We start from the raw sequence: 18,733 nt of genomic DNA on the forward strand, positions 1-18,733 counted from the left end.
AAGTAACTTGTTCTTTCAGTATAAAAGAATAGGCGTGATGCGAAAATGAGAGGAATGAACACTTCTTTTTCGCATATGAACACTATGGGCCGTCAGGCAGATGTTGGCAGCGGGATTCCATAAGAAAAAACCTCCCGCAATTTTCCGCAGGAGGTCCGTTTATTTCGTATCATTAATATATTAACCGACAGTTAACGCTTAATTCCGCCGCGACCTGCATATTTGATAATAAATGCGAATAAGTATCCAACGCTTAGTTTACATCATCAGGCACTCCGAATCATTTTTCATATTCATCTTTTGTGCCATGCTCCAGCTTTCTTTATTTCTCACCTAGTAAAAGTTCCATTACATACATTTCAAGCGCTTCATAGTTTCTCGTTTCCTGGTATTGCTTCAACACATTTTTATTAAAACGATTGACCTTAGACTCCAGCATTTTAACAATTTTCAAACTATTTTCCAAATGACAAAATGATTCCTCAATGGATTGTGTTCTCATTGCCTTTACATCAAGACCAATGTATTCCCCGTTTTTGCCGTATCCATTGTCGATAAGCACCTTGAGTTGGTTGAAGGCGGAACGGATATTTTCCACACCAAATGATTTGTCTTGGTCATAACGCAACCCGTTTTGGTCATTTAAATGTACGCCCCACAGTTTATTATGTGCCAAGCAGAAAGCCATCTCTAATGCCGGTTCTAACCCGGCGAGCACAGCATGAGCTGATTCCAGAAGCGCCCCTACCCGATTGGGGTCTTTAGTTCCGTTGGCAAATCCAAGGACATGTCCGACGGTGGGAATAAAGCTTCGGTCGATAGGCTCATTGGGCTTGGGCTCAATCAAGATTTTGATGTGAGGATCATACTCCAGTATGGCGTTGACCGCTTCTCTCAATCGATGTAAACTCAAAACCGGGTCCTTACTCTCAGCACAGAGAGTTCCTTCACGTGCGAGCCACAAAACGAGCTTATTGGAACCCAATTGTTTAGCGATATCAATGGACCGGAGTGCCCTCCATAAAGCAAACTCCCGATCGCTTGCAGAGTTGGAGGTGAATCCCCCATCAATAGTCCGAGAATCCATCCACAAACGAGGGGCCACGAATTCTGCCTCTAGTCCTTGTGTATCCAGAAAATGCTTGAGGTCACGAGCATGCGACTTAATCTGCTCCTCAGATAAATTATTCATATCAGGAACAGCATCATCGTCATGAAACTGGATACCTGAGAAGCCAATTTCCTTGAATCTCCTTATTTTATGCTCGAATGAAATGGAGCTTCTTACTTCAGGTCCAAATGCATCTGCTCCTTCGTGGACGTTCCAGGGGCCAACAGAAAACTTAAATAGGGTCATAGCTAATCTCCTTCTTATTGTAACTTTGTTATAACCTTCGATTGAGTCGCTGCAAACATACTTGGCATTATACCGACCGTAGCCTTGAATGACCGGCTAAATAGATGAATGCTTGAGAACCCTGATTCTTCAGCAATCGCTGTTAATGATTTCTTGCCTTCAATGATTTTTATCTTGGATTGTTCAATTCTTATGTGGGTCAAATATTTATGGATGGTAATTCCAAGCTCTTCTTTGAACAAGTAAGATAAATGGTTGGTCGATATGCCGACATGTTTACTTATTGAAGCATTATCTAACTCAGGATCCCAATAACGTTCATTGATATGATTAATCGTGCTTTCGATTATTGCCCAGCCCTTAGTCACTTTTCCTTCTTTTTTCTTTGGCTCCGCTTGACCCTTTAAAAACAGAACTAACAATTCCAAACATATCGATTTCATGATCAACAAATAACCTGTGTTTCGATCCAAAAACTCCTTGTACATAATTAAAAATCTTTTCTTTAAATCTATGCGGTCCGATAGATGCACATGGGCTATTGGAGCTATGGAAGTAAACTGCATTTCCTTCTCCACTCTTATTTTTTGCTGTTCCATGGTTATACCGGTCTCTTTCCATACAACTCGTTGTTCATCATAATACAAATCAAAATGGAAAATATATTGAATTAAAGGAAATGTTGAAGTAGATCGAATAATGTGTGACATGTATGGATGCATGAGGAGAATGTCGCCTTCTTTAACATAGTATTTTACGCCATCCAAAAAAAACTCCGCTTCTCCTTGTTCGATATAAGTAAAAACATGGTCGTAATCCATCCACTCCCCTGCTAGAGAGAAAGATTTAAGAATCTTCACAGACCTCACGAAAGGCGTAATAGTATTCATCCATGGTTCCATTATATCCCCTCCAACATCCATACTAATATTCCTTAATACTTAATTTTCATCCATTTTCCAGCTGACGCGGACTTCTCTATCGCATCCAAAATCACTTGATTCCGGTAGCCGTCCTCAAAGTTTGGATTCGGATTTGTATTTGTCAATATCCCCTTCATAAAATCATGCATCAGGTTTATAAAGGTGTGCTCATATCCTATAATATGACCTGCCGGCCAGTAGGCCTCGCCATAGGGGTGAACGCTTTCAGTGCAATTAATGGATCTAAATCCCTGCATTCCCGGCGTATCCTCTTCCAAGTATAACTGAAGCGTATTCATACTTTCCATATCCCACCGAATCGAGCCCTTCGAACCATTTATTTCAAGTCGATTCCCGTTTCTATTCCCTTTTCCGAACCGGGTAGCTTCGAACACACCAACAGCACCGTTCTCAAATCTTGCCATTGCAGCAACGGCGTCATCCACATCCACATCAGCGAATGATTCTCCGCTTATACTGGCGCTTAATCCTCCTGACATTTCACCTAATGGTCTCTTCTTGATGAAGGTTTCCATCATCCCGGTGACCTCTTTGATTTCACCGACAAGAAATCTGGCCAAATCGATAGAATGTGCCATAAGGTCGCCTAATGATCCTGAACCGCATACATCTTTACGCAAACGCCACACTAACGGGAAGCCTGGATCCATAATCCAATCTTGCAAATATTGAGCTCTAAAATGATAGATTTCCCCTAACATCCCATCTTGTATTAATTTTTTGGCATATTGTATCGCGGGTACAAATCGATAATTATAGGAAACCATATGGATGACTCCGGCTTTTTGAACGGCCTTCAACATATTTAGAGCTTGCTGCGTATTAAGAGCCAATGGCTTTTCACAAATAATATGCTTTCCTGCTTCTGCTGCAGCTATGGCAATTTCAACATGCGTATTGTTGGGAGTCCCGATATCAATGACATCAATATCTTCCCTTTCGATCAAACGGCGCCAATCTGTCTCATACGATAACCATCCGAATTTCTCGGATGCAAGCTTGACGGAAGTCTTGTCACGGCCAACCATAGTCTGCAAAACAGGCTCAATACCCAAATCAAAATAAAATGGAAGATCTCGATAAGCGTGGCTGTGAGCTTTGCCCATAAACTTGTATCCGATCATACCAATGCGAACTTTCTGCTTATGACTCATTGTGAGTCACACTCCTCTAACAGGAATTTGTAAATGATGTTCTACGAAATCACGACAAATTTCTAAGCTTCGGTAAGGAGTACTGGTCGATTTATCGATTTCAACTGTAACCCAGCCTGTATAGTTGATTTCTTTTAATGCTTCTACGACAGGAGGGAAATGGATCGTACCCAGTCCAAGCTCGCAAAATAAAGGAAGCGCTTCATTACCGATCAGCATTGGAAAATCCTCTATTGTAGCATCCTTTGAAGTCAAATCTTTGAGGTGAATATAAGCAACACGTTCTGCATATCTTCGGATGATTGCTGCAGGGTCCATTCCGGCTCCCGTTAAATGAGCTGTATCAGGAGCAAAAAACACTACATTGGGATCGCATAAGCTCATTAGAATGTCTAATTCATTCTCATCTTGAATCTCAGTTCCGAGATGAGGATGAACGCATGCTTTCACCCCAAGTTCATAAGTTCGCTTGGCAGCTTCATTTATTGTAGTCGCAGCTTCCTTCAACTCTTCCAAAGTGGATGGTTTCTGACGCGGACCTCCAGGGCCAAAAACCAGATGTGCGGCTCCGCACTTCGAAATAATCTTGGCCAAGCGGACATTGTACTCAATAATATCCTGCCGTTTGGATGGATCAATAAACTTGCGCTTCGTCTCACCAGATGCCCCTCCGTATAAAGCGGTCATTACAAGGCTGTGCTGCGCCAAAACTTCTTTCAATTCCTCCGTTCGATCTTCATACGCAAGAGCAAGGGAAGGCCAAGGTTCAATCGCTTTATAACCTAGCCTCGAAGCCTCCTCGAGAGCTTTGAAGTGATCCTGTCCCCAAGTAATGGCGTGTACGGCGATCTTCCCGATAAATTCGGTCATGTATATGCCTCCATTTAAATTTTAGATTACATTTCTTTATTATTATAAAATCATGCTAAAGGACTGTCTTTAGCGATAAGAATGAGTTTTTATCAAAAACTGCGATACTGACTATCCTTTTACGGCTCCTGCTGTCATCCCAGTCATGATTTTCTGGCTAAAGAACAGATACAAAATAATAGTAGGGAGCGAAGTAATGACAAGACCGGATATTTTACCTGTGTAGTCGGTAGTAAATTGGCTGCTAAAAAACGTTAGCCAGATAGGAAGAGTGAACAATTCTTTCGTTTTATTCAATACTAAGGCAAAGGAGAACTCATTCCATGTTCCTAAAACGCTAAGGATCGTAACAGTTGACATGATGGGAAGACAAATTGGGAAAATAATCTTAAACATCGTATTATCGAATGAACTCCCATCCATATAGGCTGACTCATCAATTTCAGTTGAAATGTCTTTGATAAAACTGTCAAACAAGAAAATTGCCACAGGCAGATTAAATGCAATATACGGCAGAATTAAGGTAAATCGATTATCTAACATTCCCAGCCATTTGAATTGCACAAAAATAGGGACAAGTAATGAATGAAGAGGGATCATCATCCCTGATAAGAAAATGATATACATGACAAGCTTACCTTTAAACTGAAATCTCGAAAAAAAGTAACCAAGGATAAAGGAAAACAAGACAATCAACGGTACGGCAATAATGGTATTAAACAAACTGCTGAATACGGCATATTCAATTTTGCCTACTTTAAAAGCATTTACATAATTCATAAAAGTAGGGTTCGAGGGTAATGACACAATATTTAGACTGAATTCCTTATTGCTTTTTAAAGATGTATACAACATCCATATAACTGGAAACAGGGCAGACAATGAAAATAATAAAACGAAAATATTCGTAAATACATGAAAAAACTTCAACGATATATTCGTAGGATTGTTCATTTATTTCCCCCAGCATTAATAAGTTTTGATATCGCAAAGATGGTGACTGCGGATAAAATCATCATACCTATGGAGATGGTACTTCCATAGCTCAATTTGCCCATGGTAAAGGCATTATTGAATGCGTATTGGGCCATCACCATAGAGCTTGTTCCGGGGCCCCCGCCTGTCATTACGTAAATGTGGTCAAATACTTTCATGGTCCCGGATATACACAGGATCAGAGCTACTCGTATGACATTTTTCAGTAACGGGAATATCACGTAAACTGTTTTTTGCAGCCAGCTTGCGCCATCGATATCTGCAGCTTCTAATACATCTTTCGAGATATTCTGCATACCCGCCAAAAATATGATGAGATACAAGCCAATATACTTCCATATTAAAGGAATCGAAACGGCATATATCACATACTTGGGCTCATCCAACCAAAGAATGCTTGGTATGTCCATAAGATTTAGAAACCGATTTAATAAGCCGAGTCGGTAATTATAGATGAGCGACCATAAGTATCCTGCCACTACAGGAGCTAATACAACGGGTAAAAAAATGGAAGACCTGTGCAGTCTGGAAAATTTCAATATTTTGGACATAAACAAAGATGCCAGGATGAACGCAATTCCGACTTGCCCTAGAACACAAAACAATACAATGATTAAATTATTTTTGAATGAATACCAGAAATCACGGTCCTTAACCAATGCCAGATAATTGTCTAATCCCGCAAATTTGGTTCCGGATTCATTCAATAAGCTAAAATAAATAGAGAGCATTAAGGGTAGTATGATTGTAAATATATAAATAAGGAAGATAGGAACCAAATAACGAAACATTGGCCCCGCTTTCAACTTGAACACTCTGCTGCTCATTCAATTATCTACTCCTTCACTACTATTTCTGGGAGTCTCGAACAGTCTGAATTTTTTTGGCGAGATCCTCTGGAGTGACTGTGCCAATCAGCAGATCCTGAATTCCTTTATAAATCGCTTCGACCAATGCTGGACTTAATTGGATATCATAGATCGGTGTATACTTTTTGTCGCTTACAAATTTGAAGTACTGCTGACCTAGCGAAGAGACTTTGTTTTGATCATAGCTCGAGACTTTTATCGCAGGTTGACCGTTACTTTCGATGAGCTGCTTGCCATAAGCTTCGTCGGAAAGCTTTTTAATTACTGCCAGAGCCGCATCTCTTTTTTCTCCGGTTAACTTTCCGTTATAACCTAACGACCAACCGGATCCCCCGGCAACTGCTTTTGGGTCTCCTTTTCCTCCCGGAACAGGCGGTAAGGTAGCCAATAACGTAGCCTTTTTAATATCATCAGGCGCATTTTCCGTAATAGCGGCAGTTGTCCAAGCACCATTAATGGTCATGGCTGCTTGTTTGTTAAAGTAGAGTGTGTTGGCCTGATCACCGTCAATACTATTGATATCCGGATTAAATGCGCCCATTTTTGCCAGATCCTGCAGTGTTGCCAATGCCTTTACAAAATCCGGATCCGTAAATTTTGCAGTACCGGCCTTTTGAGCCTTGAACCAATCAACCCCCGTAAAGCGGTCAGCCAATGTGCCAAATAAGGTCGAACCTACCGGTACATTCGATTTATTTCCCATTGTAATTGGAATATAATTATTATTTTTTAGTTTTTTGATTGCTGCTAGGAACTCATCCCATGTTTGGGGAAATGAGGTGATGCCCACTTTGTCAAAAATATCTTTATTATAATAGATCACATGTACTGAAAACATTTGAATAGGTACTCCGTAAATGTTTCCATTGGTGTTGAATTCATCGAAACTGTTAGGCAAGAAGCTGTTTTTCCATTGCGGGTCTTTATCCAGAGCTTCATTGAAAGTTCCGGCATATCCTTTTGGAATGTAGTCAATCAGCATGGAGCCATTGGCAATAAACAAATCGGGCAATTCACCAGATGCGCCAAGAGTCGTCATCTTAATCCTGTACGGATCGTGGGCGATGGCTTCTTCCACCAAATCGATTTCAGGATGTTCTTTTCTAAACGCCTCCAGCGTTTGTCTAAATAACTGGTCACCCTTCGACTCTGACACTTTAAAATGTCCGAAGGTCAGCTTAATCTTGCCGGCAGGACCGGTTTCATTGCCGGGTAGTGCTTTCCCGCACCCAGACAAGCTTATTACGACAATCAACAAAATGACCAGAATAGTTGTAAATTTTTTTTTTCGAAATTTCATTTTAACCCCTCCATATTTTCAAATGAAAGTGCTTTCAAATATTTCCAAAAACGTTGTCAAAAGCCGTCTTCGATCGAGTCAATAGCTCTGTTGAGTCCTGGCTCAACGTCGATGATATAACTTCCTGCGCCACAACCCCCGAATATCCTATCGTTTTCAAACTTTTTAAAAAGCCAACAAGATTGATTCCCCCTTCCCCTGGATACAGACGTTCATGATCCAGCAGGTCTTCAATAGGTACTTTGTAGGCATCGTTTATGTGGACGTGAACAATTTGCTCCAGCTTTAAATTCAATAGATCCTGGACATCTAAACCATTCGTATGCCAATGATAAGAATCAAGTAACAGGCCTACATTTTTCGAATTAATGGTATCGATCCAATCCAAAGTATCAGCCATACTCCATATGAAAGGATGGGTCCATTTGGTCCGCAAATGATGGCTTCCGACGAACTCCAGGCCCAATCGGATACCAAAAGCTCCTAAAATATCGGCGCAAAGCCTTATTCGTCGTGTTGCAGTCGTCATGAATGCAGCCGCATTCTGGTCGGTAGACGGCAAAATATAAGTGCAGCACTTGAAACAATTCATGGAGACTGCCGCTTCGGCGGTTTCGACCAGAGACTTAAGTCCTTCGCGAAACTGCTCGTCAGTCGTTCGCCAATCAACAGTTAGACCAAATGCTCCGACAATCACCCGATTGCTTTCTAACAAATGCTTGGAGTAGTCGCCACCATACTGCTGGATTAGTTCCAACGGATCAAGATCTACTGACTGAAATCCAAATTGGGCAGCCCTCGTAATGTACTGTTCATCATCCCTAAATACCCCTAATCCGGAACGGGTTAATCCTTTGATCATGATTTCCTCCCCTTATGACCAGTCAAAGAGAACACCATTGTACTGATCTTTATTGATTCTCAATCCTTCATAAGCCTCTTTTGCTTGCTCCGGTTTTAGCACATGGCTAATTAATGGCTCGATTTGCAGCCTCTTCTGTTTCATAAGCTCAAATACAATGTTCGAGTTTCTGACTAAAGAGTGTTTAACAAACTCGTTGGGTTCAATTGGATAGCGCCATTCATGCGCTCCCTTAAAAGTGATACAGCCTCGACCGTAAAGGTGGCAGTAGTTAAAAATGTCGGTCACATCCGTATCGTATTCACCACGGGGAGTACCTAGAAAAATGATTTCACCTAACTTTGAAATCCAGTCAAGACTTGCTACTGCTACTTGAGATAAGCCCGATGCCTCAATATGAGTAGATACTCCAATACCATTAGTGATTTCAGTAATTTGTTCTTTATTTCCTTCCTTGCCATCAAGGGTGTAATTTACACCACATTCATTGGCAATCCGAAGCCGTTCCTTCGATAAGTCTATCCCTATAACACTGGCACCCTGTAATTGCGCCAACTGAGCCGCCATATTTCCAACAAGCCCAAGTCCGGTAACGCTTACAAAGTCGCCAAGCTCAATTTTGGAAACGCGAACTGAAGTAAATGCTACGGTTGCCATACGAGTGAAGGGTACCCATTTTAAATCGAGGTATTCCGGAACTTTTAGAAAAGTCCCTTTTACAGAAACAATTTGAAACTCAGAATGATTTCCATAATGGAAAATAATGTCACCTGATTTAAAATTGTTTATGCCGTTCCCCACTTCAACTATTTTGCTCACAGATGCATATCCAGGAGTGGTTGGTAAATGAGCCCAGCTTTCTTTACCGGATAACATGGCTAGCTCCGTTCCGGGGCTAATTAGTGAAAATATCTTTTTTACAAGAACCTCCTGCTCTTTAAGGCTTTGTTTAATGAAATTCTCTTCTATAGTTTCCACCTGCCACGGACTATCAAATACTATCTTTCTGTTATTCATCGCATGCACTCCCTTTATGATCCTTCTCAAAATTGAGTATAGATGAATTTATTAAGGGTGTCTTTACTAGAAATAACGATCTTTTATCGAAAAATACGATTTTAAAATCTTTCAGCAGCTTGCTACGATTTCTAAGTTGCTCTCATTCAGCTTATATCTTGTTGGGGTTCGAGGAAGGCTGACACTCTCTTGCAGTTAGTTTGGAACAACACAAAAAAGCCACCCGCTAAAGGTGGCTTGTCTTATCAATAAGAATGGTTGAAATGGCGTACCCGAGAGGGATCGAACCTCCGACCTACAGTTTAGGAAACTATCGCTCTATCCTACTGAGCTACGGGCACGCGGTAACTAATATTGTACCACAAAGCATCGTCAGAAAAAAGTCTCAGTCCAAACTTGTTTGAACCAGTTTCACCACCTGTATCGAATTGATTTACGATTACATCAAAGTAACTAACGCAGTTTATCTTAACTACTTATATCTTATGGAAATACTTGGTACAATAGATTAAGCTGTATATCATCTTCACCTGCTTCTATTGTACTGAATACAGCTTAAATCACGATCTATTGGAGGCGAATTTAGAATATGACAATTCCACACCGTCAATTAGGCTCGACTGGCCTTTCTGTTAGCGCTATCGGAATGGGAGGTATGCCTTTATCGATCAGCGGTAGACCTTCAGAAGAAGAAGGCATCAAGACCATACATACTGCTCTCGAACAAGGGATTACCTTTTTTGATACAGCCAATGCTTACTGCTTGAATAACGATGATTTTGGGCATAATGAACGATTGTTAGCCAAAGCCTTGCAGCAGCATCCCCAAGCGATAGTTGCCACTAAAGGCGGCCTTACACGCCCTGATGGACGCTGGGAACCGAACGGTCATCCGGACTACTTGCGTCAAGCTTGCGAGGATAGTCTATTGGCACTCGGTTTGGATTCAATCGTATTGTATCAATTCCATCGTCCCGATCCCGCAGTTCCTTTTGCAGAATCTCTTGGCGCGTTGGCTGAATTGCAAAAGGAAGGCAAGCTGATTCACGCTGGGCTTTCTAATGTGTCTGTAGCCCATCTGGAGGAGGCCAAAGGGATCATTGAAGTTGCCAGCGTACAAAACCGAATGAATCTGTTTGATCATTCATCAATCGATGTTCTCAAATACTGCGAGGCCAATCAAATCGCCTTTTTACCCTATAGCCCGCTTAATGGTATTAGCAAAGCAGGCCAGATCGGCAGCAATCCCGTCCTTTCTCGTATAGCAAATAAATATGAGGTGTCTGCTCAACAGGTTGCTCTGGCCTGGCTTTTGCAGCTTTCTCCTGCGATTATTCCGATACCAGGTGCAAGTCGTGGCAGCAGCATTGCCAATAGCGCAAAGGCTGCTGAAGTTGTTTTGTCCGCAGAGGATATGGCAGAACTGAATACAATCGGACAGCAGCAGGCATAGATCTTAGATTCCATTTCAACCTATATTAGCGCTTATGATTATCATGCAAGCGACAAGAAGGCACCTTAATCCGTGTCTTCTTTTTATTTATGGAAACGTACAGTCTCTCATATATCAATTGACAATGATAATCCTTATCAATAAAATATTAGATATTCATTACCACTTATGAAGGATGTGTCATTCATGTTAATTGAAACCATAACCATAATTGTAAAAGAGGGTACCTCCGATAAAGTTGTTGATCGCTTCAGTCAAGAAGGAGCCGTCGAAAAGTCTCCCGGGTTCATCGATTTAAGCATTCTGGTGAAAAAAGTGAGACGTGGCGATGAAGAGGTTATCATCATGATTCGTTGGGAATCAGAAGAAGCCTGGAAAGCATGGGAAACTAGTGAGGTCCATCTGGAAGGTCATAGGAAAAGCAGAGGCCAGCCTAAACCAGATCATATTATAAGCTCTAACCACAGCATGTATGAAATAAGGGCAGTTAAAACCGCTATTTAGTATGTGACCTCGATCCTAAAGACCTCATTAATTTATATTTTCTTTTTAAATTCTTCATGGTAGAATGAGGAAACTATACGAATGAGGTGTGGCGACATGTCAGATGTTTGTCGGTTCTATGTAGTTTATAATGATTTCACGATCACCATTTGTTCGGTTTTTGATGACGTTTGTGAAGAACTGGCTGTCGGGGGTACCATTTATGGATATACCGATAATGAAGATGTTGCCCACAGCATGATGATGGAGTGTTACCAGCATTTATCTACAAATAACATGTAACAAATGATATGTAAGAGGTTAGCCTTTCCTTTTGTCGGTTTAATCGAACAATCCAACATGCCGTATACGACCTTATCACCTTTTTTGCGTACAAGCGTGTAGGATAAAAGACTGTTGAGCAGCCTCAACAGTCTTTTTTGTATACCTGGCACCTAAATCACTGTGTCTTAACTAGCCTTCACCATGATTATGTCGGGAATGGTTCGCCTGCTTCACTTTTTTAGAGCCTGCTAAAGGCTTGTTCGGTTGATGGTCAACATTTTCCCCTCGGTCACCGCTGGGCGATTGGACCGGTTGTGCAATATTTTTTGGCATACCTATGCCTCCTTCTTAATGATGAGTTACAGCATGCAGTTGTTGCGCACATTCATGAATATGACGTACGTAATCCTCAATCAGTGTTTGAATGATTTCAGTCTGCTCATTGACATGGACTCCGTCCTGCTCAACATCAATAAACTCTACCTTAACCTCTCTGGAGTCCTTGTACACGCATTTAAAATCAAAACTATACAAAGATCGGCCTTCTGTCTGAATATTCACCCACAGGGCATTTGCGTCCGCCTCATCAGCTTTTACCTCTACTCGATCCGATAAGTTCAATACAGTAGGCATCGCGTCTGACCATGCCTTCACCAATTGAGTTTGGTCTATAGCCAAGCTTTCCGTCTTTATCATCTATTGAACACCTCCACACCCTTTAAGGTGCGATAGACCGCAATATTATATACCTGCATACAAAAGCCAATAAAAGACATTAAAATTAAAAAAGCCGCATACCCTTTTTAAAAGGATACACGACTGTGAACAGCTATGTAGAACGGGAAGGGGTATTCTCTTTTCATTCAAGGCATCTAAGTGCGTTTTGCTGCCTAGCATTTTAGCTCTTATCACTAAATCCATACCATTTAAATAAAATGGCGGAGAGGGTGGGATTCGAACCCACGGAGACCTCACGACCTCGGCGGTTTTCAAGACCGCTGCCTTAAACCACTCGACCACCTCTCCAGGTGACAAAAAGCATTGTATCACAGAACAGCATCAATTATCAAGCTTTTCTCACTAATTATTTGCTGATCTTGGTGAGATTATTCATATAAGGTCTTAGTACGTCTGGAATGGTCACACTTCCGTCCTCTTGTTGATAGTTTTCCAGAATAGCTGCAACCGTACGACCTAATGCGAGACCCGATCCATTCAAGGTATGAACGAACTCAGGCTTCGCTTTCGCATCACGGCGGAAGCGAATATTCGCACGTCTTGCCTGGAAATCCTCAAAATTACTGCAGGACGAAATTTCGCGATACATCCCGCTGTTTGGCAGCCATACTTCCAAATCATACGTTTTCGCCGAGGAGAAGCCCAGATCAGCCGTACACAGGTCCAGTACACGATAAGGAAGGCCAAGCAGCTGCAACACCTTTTCCGCATCAGCAGTCAGCTTTTCCAGCTCGTCGTAGGACTGCTCCGGTGCCGTAAGCTTGACCAGCTCAACCTTATTGAATTGATGCTGACGAATCAGACCGCGGGTATCCCTACCAGCAGAACCGGCTTCTGAACGAAAGCACGCACTGAAGGCGACGAATTTTTGCGGCAAATGCTCACTCGTCAAAATATCATCACGATAAAAATTCGTTACTGGAACCTCTGCGGTCGGAATCAGAAAATAATCGGTGCCTCCCAGCTTAAATACATCTTCCTCAAATTTGGGAAGCTGTCCGGTTCCAGTCAAGCTGTCGCGGTTTACAATGTACGGTGGCAGCATTTCCTCGTACCCATGCTGATCACTGTGCAGATCCATCATAAAATTGATTAGAGCCCGTTCCAGACGCGCCCCAAGGCCTTTATAAAAAACAAACCTCGAGCCGGTTACTTTCGCAGCAGCCTCAAAATCAAGAATTCCCAGCTGCTGTCCGATTTCCCAGTGAGCCTTAGGTTCAAAAGAGAATACAATGGGCTCGCCAACACGGCGAATTTCCACATTATCTTCCTCTGAGCTGCCAACAGGCACATTTGTGTTTGGAATATTCGGCATAGCCATGATGATAACGTTAAGATCCGCTTCCAATACACGAATCTCATCGTCCAACACCTTTATTCGATCGCCGACACCCTTCATTTCCTCAATTAGCGCATCTGCGTCCTGCTTGGCCTTTTTCAAAGCGGCAACTTCTTGAGAAACGACATTACGGCGATTCTTTAACTGTTCCACTTCCTGTAGCAGTTCTCTACGTTTCGAATCAAGGCCGGTAAAACGACTGATATCGTCCAGCGTTTTGCCGCGATTCTTCATCGCCTGCACTACGCGTTGTAAATCGGCTTCGGTTCGGAACAACTTCACATCTAACAAGGAGACCCCTCCTGCTTCGCTTCACGTACCATCTCGAGGAAATAAGCATGCATCCGTTCATCATCAGTCAGCTCAGGATGAAACGAAGCTGCCAATAGATGCCCTTGACGCGCAGCAACGATCTGATCGTGATAAGTTGCTAACACTTCAACGCCTTGGCCGACTTCGTTAATTAAAGGAGCCCGAATAAATACGGCGCGAACATCGTCCGCGATTCCTTTAATAACCAGATTCGTTTCAAAGCTTTCACGCTGCCGTCCAAATGCATTTCGGGCTACCTTCATATCCATAAGCTCAAGATGAGCTTCCGGCTGCCCTTCGATTTCCTTGGCAATCACAATCAATCCAGCACAAGTACCAAAGATCGGCTTTTTTTGTTTCGAGAACGCACGCAAGCTATCGATAAAATCATACGTCCGCATCAGCTTGCCTATCGTTGTACTTTCACCACCGGGAATGATGATTCCATCCAATTCATCCAGCTGTTGAATGGTTTTCACAATAATGCCTTCTCCGCCGGCCTTTTCAATTAATCGTATATGCTCAGCTACTGCTCCTTGAAGAGCCAATACACCTATCTTCATCATTGTCACCTCTTAACCGATCCTTACCAGCCGCGTTCTTGCATACGTTGTGTCGCATCCAGCTTGGAAATTTCGATACCCTTCATTGGAGCACCCAGGTTCTTGGATACTTCTCTGATCAAGTCGTAATTCGTGTAATGCGTGGTCGCTTCCACGATCGCTTTGGCAAATTTCTCAGGATTCTCCGATTTGAAAATACCAGATCCTACAAAAATTCCATCTGCCCCCAAATGCATCATCAAAGCTGCATCCGCCGGAGTGGAAACACCACCTGCCGCAAAGTTAACGACTGGTAATTTGCCTGTTTCATGAATTTGCAGCAATAGTTCATAAGGTGCACCAATGTTTTTGGCTTCAGCGAAGAGCTCATCTTTGGACATCGATTTCACCTTATTAATTTGACCGACAATCATCCGCATATGGCGAACAGCCTCTACAATATTACCCGTTCCCGGCTCGCCCTTCGTACGAAGCATCGACGCACCCTCAGTAATTCTACGTAAAGCTTCTCCAAGATCCCTTGCTCCGCATACGAAAGGAACCGTAAACTCTCTTTTGTTAATATGATAAACCTCATCAGCAGGCGTTAATACTTCACTCTCGTCAATATAATCGACACCCATGGATTCAAGGATCTTCGCCTCTACATAGTGTCCAATCCGCGCTTTAGCCATAACCGGAACCGTAACTACTTTCATTACTTCTTCCATAACGGTAGGATCAGCCATACGAGCTACGCCACCGGCAGCACGAATATCCGAAGGCACTCGCTCCAAAGCCATAACAGCGGAAGCTCCTGCTGCTTCAGCAATTTTTGCTTGCTCTGCATTCATGACGTCCATAATGACGCCGCCCTTTTGCATTTCTGCCATACCTTTTTTTACACGCGATGTACCTGTTTCCATTTCCGTTTCCTCCAAACATATATACGATAATTTTTAATAAATCCACAAACCACTAAACAATCATTTTACAGGAATACCATGGAATATACAATCCGTTAGCAGGTATTTCTTAGGACTTGGCGCCTGCGAGCATATCACTAAAGAAGCTGCCAATTGCTCTGAACATCAATCTGAACCAGCTCGCCTGTACCACATCCGCAGTAGCAATTAAATTCGTCGTCTTTTCGTACCCCTGGTAGTTTACTTTCACCGTTCCGAGTACATCACCTTTGGTGATCGGAGCAACAAGCTTGCTTTCATCCACGGCTGCAGCCGTAATCTTGAACTCTTCAGGAGCAGCTCCCTTTTTGGCAACCAACGAAACTTCCTCTTGAGTAGCAAGACCAACTTGCAGTTCTATGCCCTTTTTAATATTTACCACTTTTAACGAATCTATTTCCGAATTCGCTGCAAGCACCTGTTTCTTTTCAAAATTGTTAAATCCGTAATCCAGCACCTTGCGTGTTTCCTCAAAACGCTTTGGTTCTTTTGGAGTTCCCATTACCACACTGATTAAACGGACCCCATTGCGCACTGCTGTACCTGTAAAGCAGTACCCTGCATCGTCGGTAGACCCTGTTTTTAATCCGTCCAGACCGGGATATGCATACTTCTTAAAATTCGTATTATCCTTATTTCCCTCCAGCATCCAGTTCCAATTTATCATTGGCGTTTTATCTTTTTCGCGAAATTTCTTCGATGGAATTTTAGTCGTCTCCAGAATCTCGGGATAATCTTTAATAAGATTATAAGCTATGAGTGCCGCATCTTTTGCCGTAAGCATGGTTTCGCCCTGTAATTCCTTGGGTGCATATTTGCCTAGATCAGCCCTTGATAAGCCTGTTGCATTAATAAAATGGGCCTGATCTGATAATCCAAACTGCTTAGCTTTCTCGTTCATCATTTTCGCAAAATCTTCTTCAGTACTGCCACTAATAAACTCTGCTAGTGCCACCGATGCATCATTTGCCGAATAGATCGACATCGCTGAGAACATATCTTTAAGACTAACTTGCTCTTTAAATGCCAAGAGATCCCCAGAGCCGATGACATCTGCAGCATATTGACTCGTTGGAACCATATCATCCAATTTATGTTTACCGCTTTTTACTGACTCCATGACCAAATATTCCGTCATCATCTTCGACATACTTGCAGGGGGGAGCGCTGTGTCTGAATTAAACTCGTATAAAATTTGTCCTGTGGCAGCATCCATCAAAATAGCCGATTTGGCATCCAGCTTCAAATCAACCGCTTCGGCCGCCATTGCAGGCTGGGATTGGATCACCGACATCGAGCCTATTTGGACAAGCAGTGCAGTAGCCAACACCATCGACACGCGTCTTACCGACAATAACAACACTATCAACTCCTATTTTCATTCTACAAACACGTATTTCTTATTGTACCACAAGCCAACAAGCCTGTTCAAAAGCAAGAAGATGGCAGCCAGCAAGGCCCCATCTTCTCACAGCTTACTCATATTATGAATAGTTCGGAGCTTCCTTCGTAATTTGCACATCATGAGGATGGCTTTCCCGCAAGCCCGCACCTGTAATTTTGATAAAAGACGTTTCATTAATCAAGGCATCAATCGTGCTTGCCCCGCAATAACCCATGCCGGAACGTAATCCACCTATCAGTTGAAACACTGTATCTGCCAAAGGACCTTTATAAGCAACGCGTCCCTCAATACCTTCAGGAACCAGCTTACTTTCATTTTCTTGAAAATAACGATCCTTGCTGCCTTCTTTCATAGCACCCAAAGAACCCATACCTCTGTATACCTTAAATTTTCTGCCTTGATAAATTTCCGATTCACCAGGACTTTCATCTGTACCCGCAAACAGACTTCCGATCATCACAGCACTTGCTCCAGCTGCAATAGCCTTTGTAACGTCCCCAGAGTACTTAATTCCGCCGTCTGCGATAATAGGTACATTATATTCCCTGGCTACAGATGCGCAGTCGTAGATTGCCGTAATTTGTGGGACACCGATACCGGCAATAATTCGGGTTGTACAGATAGAACCTGGTCCGATTCCTACCTTAACCATCGAGGCTCCTGCTGCAATTAGATCTCTAGTCCCTTCCCCAGTAGCTACGTTACCCGCACATATAGGAAGAGTAGGGTATTGCTCACGAAGTTTTTTTACCGTTTGAAGAATATGAATATGATGACCATGTGCTGAATCCACGACGATCATATCAATTCCTGCTGTAACCAGCGCTTCTGCGCGTTCCATTACATCCTTGGATACTCCAACCGCAGCTCCTACAAGTAAACGCCCTTGCTTGTCCTTCGCAGAATTCGGGAATTGGATAGCTTTCTCAATATCCTTAATCGTAATAAGGCCCTTTAACGTATTATTCTCATCGACGATCGGCAGTTTTTCAATTTTATGCTTCTGCAAAATCCCCTCCGCCTGACTCAGCGTAGTTCCCACAGGAGCTGTTACCAAATTCTCACGTGTCATAACATCTCCAATCAGGATGGAGTAATCATGAACAAAACGAAGATCCCGATTGGTCAAAATACCTACCAATTTTTTATTCTCATCTACAACCGGAACTCCGGAAATGCGGTATTTAGCCATCAACTCTTCGGCATCATACACATGATGGTCTGCAGTCAAAGAAAAAGGATTCGTAATAACTCCACTTTCCGACCGTTTAACCCGATCCACTTCCTCTGCCTGCTGGGCAATGGACATATTTTTATGAATAATTCCAATTCCACCTTCTCTTGCTATGGCAATAGCCAACTTGGACTCCGTAACAGTATCCATAGCAGAGCTAAGTAGGGGAATATTCAGTTTAATGTTGTCAGCTAATTTTGTAGAAATATCAATCTCTTTTCCAAAAACCTCCGACTTTCTCGGTACTAGCAACACATCGTCAAAGGTTAAACCTTCTTTTTCAAATTTCGTATTCCACACAACCATAATCCTCCTTCAATTTTCGTAGCTGCCGTAATATATGATTGCAATATTATCAAAAGGGCTTTTTTCATGTCAAGTATATATTATGACAGTCCCTATAAGTAATATCAACACTTAATGCTTCTTCATTGCTTACCTTATTTGAAAAGGTCATCAAAACTTCTTATTAGTATAGCCTAACAAGCCTAGAAATCATTAAATAAAAAAAACCTTTCCAGATTTTCATCCAAAAAGGTTCCTTATTACTGTGCTTGGCAACGTCCTACTCTCCCAGAACCCTGCGGTTCAAGTACCATTGGCGCTGA

At 42.3% G+C, this 18,733-nt stretch carries 19 protein-coding genes and 2 tRNA genes; 3 read left to right on the forward strand and 18 right to left on the reverse strand.

Annotation, left to right across the window (positions count from 1 at the left end; translation table 11 throughout):
- Positions 1-322: 322 nt before the first annotated feature.
- The 10 genes from OB236_RS12980 to OB236_RS13025 all read right to left on the reverse strand — a co-directional run bounded on the left by OB236_RS12980 (position 323) and on the right by OB236_RS13025 (position 9,710).
- Positions 323-1,357 (reverse strand): TIM barrel protein, encoded by a 1,035-nt coding sequence (locus OB236_RS12980; protein ID WP_262684362.1) that lies wholly within the window; start codon positions 1,355-1,357, stop codon positions 323-325.
- A gap of 14 nt (positions 1,358-1,371) precedes the next feature.
- Entirely contained in the window at positions 1,372-2,259 is an 888-nt protein-coding gene (locus OB236_RS12985; RefSeq protein WP_262684363.1) for an AraC family transcriptional regulator, read from the reverse strand.
- A gap of 32 nt (positions 2,260-2,291) precedes the next feature.
- On the reverse strand, positions 2,292-3,455 hold the full coding sequence (locus tag OB236_RS12990; RefSeq protein WP_262684364.1) for a Gfo/Idh/MocA family protein: 1,164 nt from the start codon (positions 3,453-3,455) through the stop codon (positions 2,292-2,294).
- A gap of 6 nt (positions 3,456-3,461) precedes the next feature.
- Positions 3,462-4,325, reverse strand: a complete 864-nt coding sequence (locus OB236_RS12995; protein WP_262684365.1) for a sugar phosphate isomerase/epimerase family protein — start codon at positions 4,323-4,325, stop codon at positions 3,462-3,464.
- 111 nt (positions 4,326-4,436) lie between these two features.
- A complete protein-coding gene (locus OB236_RS13000; RefSeq protein ID WP_262684366.1) occupies positions 4,437-5,105 on the reverse strand; it encodes a carbohydrate ABC transporter permease in 669 nt (222 codons plus the stop codon).
- Positions 5,106-5,275: 170 nt separating this feature from the next.
- Complete coding sequence (locus tag OB236_RS13005; protein ID WP_262684367.1) at positions 5,276-6,148, reverse strand: carbohydrate ABC transporter permease; 873 nt, start codon at positions 6,146-6,148, stop codon at positions 5,276-5,278.
- A 22-nt stretch (positions 6,149-6,170) separates the two neighbouring features.
- Entirely contained in the window at positions 6,171-7,490 is a 1,320-nt protein-coding gene (locus OB236_RS13010; protein ID WP_262684368.1) for an extracellular solute-binding protein, read from the reverse strand.
- A 34-nt stretch (positions 7,491-7,524) separates the two neighbouring features.
- Complete coding sequence (locus OB236_RS13015) at positions 7,525-8,352, reverse strand: sugar phosphate isomerase/epimerase family protein (protein WP_262684369.1); 828 nt, start codon at positions 8,350-8,352, stop codon at positions 7,525-7,527.
- A gap of 12 nt (positions 8,353-8,364) precedes the next feature.
- Positions 8,365-9,369 (reverse strand): zinc-dependent alcohol dehydrogenase, encoded by a 1,005-nt coding sequence (locus OB236_RS13020; protein WP_262684370.1) that lies wholly within the window; start codon positions 9,367-9,369, stop codon positions 8,365-8,367.
- Positions 9,370-9,633: 264 nt separating this feature from the next.
- Positions 9,634-9,710 (reverse strand) — tRNA-Arg (locus OB236_RS13025).
- Positions 9,711-9,958: 248 nt separating this feature from the next.
- Between OB236_RS13025 and OB236_RS13030 the strand changes: the two genes are divergently transcribed.
- The 3 genes from OB236_RS13030 (at position 9,959) to OB236_RS13040 (ending at position 11,608) form a co-directional block, all read left to right on the forward strand.
- Complete coding sequence (locus tag OB236_RS13030; protein ID WP_262684371.1) at positions 9,959-10,822, forward strand: aldo/keto reductase; 864 nt, start codon at positions 9,959-9,961, stop codon at positions 10,820-10,822.
- A gap of 186 nt (positions 10,823-11,008) precedes the next feature.
- Entirely contained in the window at positions 11,009-11,326 is a 318-nt protein-coding gene (locus tag OB236_RS13035; protein ID WP_262684372.1) for an antibiotic biosynthesis monooxygenase family protein, read from the forward strand.
- A gap of 96 nt (positions 11,327-11,422) precedes the next feature.
- Complete coding sequence (locus OB236_RS13040; RefSeq protein ID WP_076233594.1) at positions 11,423-11,608, forward strand: hypothetical protein; 186 nt, start codon at positions 11,423-11,425, stop codon at positions 11,606-11,608.
- A 171-nt stretch (positions 11,609-11,779) separates the two neighbouring features.
- Here the strand turns inward: OB236_RS13040 and OB236_RS13045 are convergent, their stop codons facing one another.
- The 8 genes from OB236_RS13045 to guaB all read right to left on the reverse strand — a co-directional run bounded on the left by OB236_RS13045 (position 11,780) and on the right by guaB (position 18,425).
- Positions 11,780-11,923, reverse strand: a complete 144-nt coding sequence (locus OB236_RS13045; RefSeq protein ID WP_076233595.1) for a small acid-soluble spore protein P — start codon at positions 11,921-11,923, stop codon at positions 11,780-11,782.
- 15 nt (positions 11,924-11,938) lie between these two features.
- Complete coding sequence (locus OB236_RS13050; protein WP_076233596.1) at positions 11,939-12,286, reverse strand: hypothetical protein; 348 nt, start codon at positions 12,284-12,286, stop codon at positions 11,939-11,941.
- 240 nt (positions 12,287-12,526) lie between these two features.
- Positions 12,527-12,616, reverse strand: a tRNA-Ser gene (locus tag OB236_RS13055).
- 58 nt (positions 12,617-12,674) lie between these two features.
- The gene (serS, locus tag OB236_RS13060; RefSeq protein WP_262684373.1) at positions 12,675-13,958 is read right to left on the reverse strand and encodes a serine--tRNA ligase; all 1,284 of its coding nucleotides are present in this window, start codon (positions 13,956-13,958) and stop codon (positions 12,675-12,677) included.
- A complete protein-coding gene (gene pdxT / locus OB236_RS13065) occupies positions 13,952-14,542 on the reverse strand; it encodes a pyridoxal 5'-phosphate synthase glutaminase subunit PdxT (protein WP_317259339.1) in 591 nt (196 codons plus the stop codon). The genes serS and pdxT overlap by 7 nt, the downstream gene beginning before the upstream one ends.
- 23 nt (positions 14,543-14,565) lie before the next feature.
- Complete coding sequence (pdxS, locus tag OB236_RS13070) at positions 14,566-15,447, reverse strand: pyridoxal 5'-phosphate synthase lyase subunit PdxS (RefSeq protein ID WP_076233599.1); 882 nt, start codon at positions 15,445-15,447, stop codon at positions 14,566-14,568.
- 109 nt (positions 15,448-15,556) lie between these two features.
- On the reverse strand, positions 15,557-16,846 hold the full coding sequence (locus OB236_RS13075) for a D-alanyl-D-alanine carboxypeptidase family protein (RefSeq protein ID WP_076233600.1): 1,290 nt from the start codon (positions 16,844-16,846) through the stop codon (positions 15,557-15,559).
- Between the two features lie 124 nt (positions 16,847-16,970).
- Entirely contained in the window at positions 16,971-18,425 is a 1,455-nt protein-coding gene (guaB, locus tag OB236_RS13080) for an IMP dehydrogenase (RefSeq protein WP_076233601.1), read from the reverse strand.
- Between the last annotated feature and the right edge of the window lie 308 nt (positions 18,426-18,733).

This window comes from Paenibacillus baimaensis (assembly GCF_025567575.1).

What these genes read in the sequence shown, in the direction of transcription:
- OB236_RS12980 (WP_262684362.1), bottom strand. Translation starts at nt 1,357, where the DNA reads ATGACCCTATTTAAGTTTTCTGTTGGCCCCTGGAACGTCCACGAAGGA.
- OB236_RS12985 (WP_262684363.1), bottom strand. Translation starts at nt 2,259, where the DNA reads ATGGAACCATGGATGAATACTATTACGCCTTTCGTGAGGTCTGTGAAG.
- OB236_RS12990 (WP_262684364.1), bottom strand. Translation starts at nt 3,455, where the DNA reads ATGAGTCATAAGCAGAAAGTTCGCATTGGTATGATCGGATACAAGTTT.
- OB236_RS12995 (WP_262684365.1), bottom strand. Translation starts at nt 4,325, where the DNA reads ATGACCGAATTTATCGGGAAGATCGCCGTACACGCCATTACTTGGGGA.
- OB236_RS13000 (WP_262684366.1), bottom strand. Translation starts at nt 5,105, where the DNA reads ATGAATTATGTAAATGCTTTTAAAGTAGGCAAAATTGAATATGCCGTA.
- OB236_RS13005 (WP_262684367.1), bottom strand. Translation starts at nt 6,148, where the DNA reads ATGAGCAGCAGAGTGTTCAAGTTGAAAGCGGGGCCAATGTTTCGTTAT.
- OB236_RS13010 (WP_262684368.1), bottom strand. Translation starts at nt 7,490, where the DNA reads ATGAAATTTCGAAAAAAAAAATTTACAACTATTCTGGTCATTTTGTTG.
- OB236_RS13015 (WP_262684369.1), bottom strand. Translation starts at nt 8,352, where the DNA reads ATGATCAAAGGATTAACCCGTTCCGGATTAGGGGTATTTAGGGATGAT.
- OB236_RS13020 (WP_262684370.1), bottom strand. Translation starts at nt 9,369, where the DNA reads ATGAATAACAGAAAGATAGTATTTGATAGTCCGTGGCAGGTGGAAACT.
- OB236_RS13030 (WP_262684371.1), top strand. Translation starts at nt 9,959, where the DNA reads ATGACAATTCCACACCGTCAATTAGGCTCGACTGGCCTTTCTGTTAGC.
- OB236_RS13035 (WP_262684372.1), top strand. Translation starts at nt 11,009, where the DNA reads ATGTTAATTGAAACCATAACCATAATTGTAAAAGAGGGTACCTCCGAT.
- OB236_RS13040 (WP_076233594.1), top strand. Translation starts at nt 11,423, where the DNA reads ATGTCAGATGTTTGTCGGTTCTATGTAGTTTATAATGATTTCACGATC.
- OB236_RS13045 (WP_076233595.1), bottom strand. Translation starts at nt 11,923, where the DNA reads ATGCCAAAAAATATTGCACAACCGGTCCAATCGCCCAGCGGTGACCGA.
- OB236_RS13050 (WP_076233596.1), bottom strand. Translation starts at nt 12,286, where the DNA reads ATGATAAAGACGGAAAGCTTGGCTATAGACCAAACTCAATTGGTGAAG.
- pdxT (WP_317259339.1), bottom strand. Translation starts at nt 14,542, where the DNA reads ATGAAGATAGGTGTATTGGCTCTTCAAGGAGCAGTAGCTGAGCATATA.
- pdxS (WP_076233599.1), bottom strand. Translation starts at nt 15,447, where the DNA reads ATGGAAACAGGTACATCGCGTGTAAAAAAAGGTATGGCAGAAATGCAA.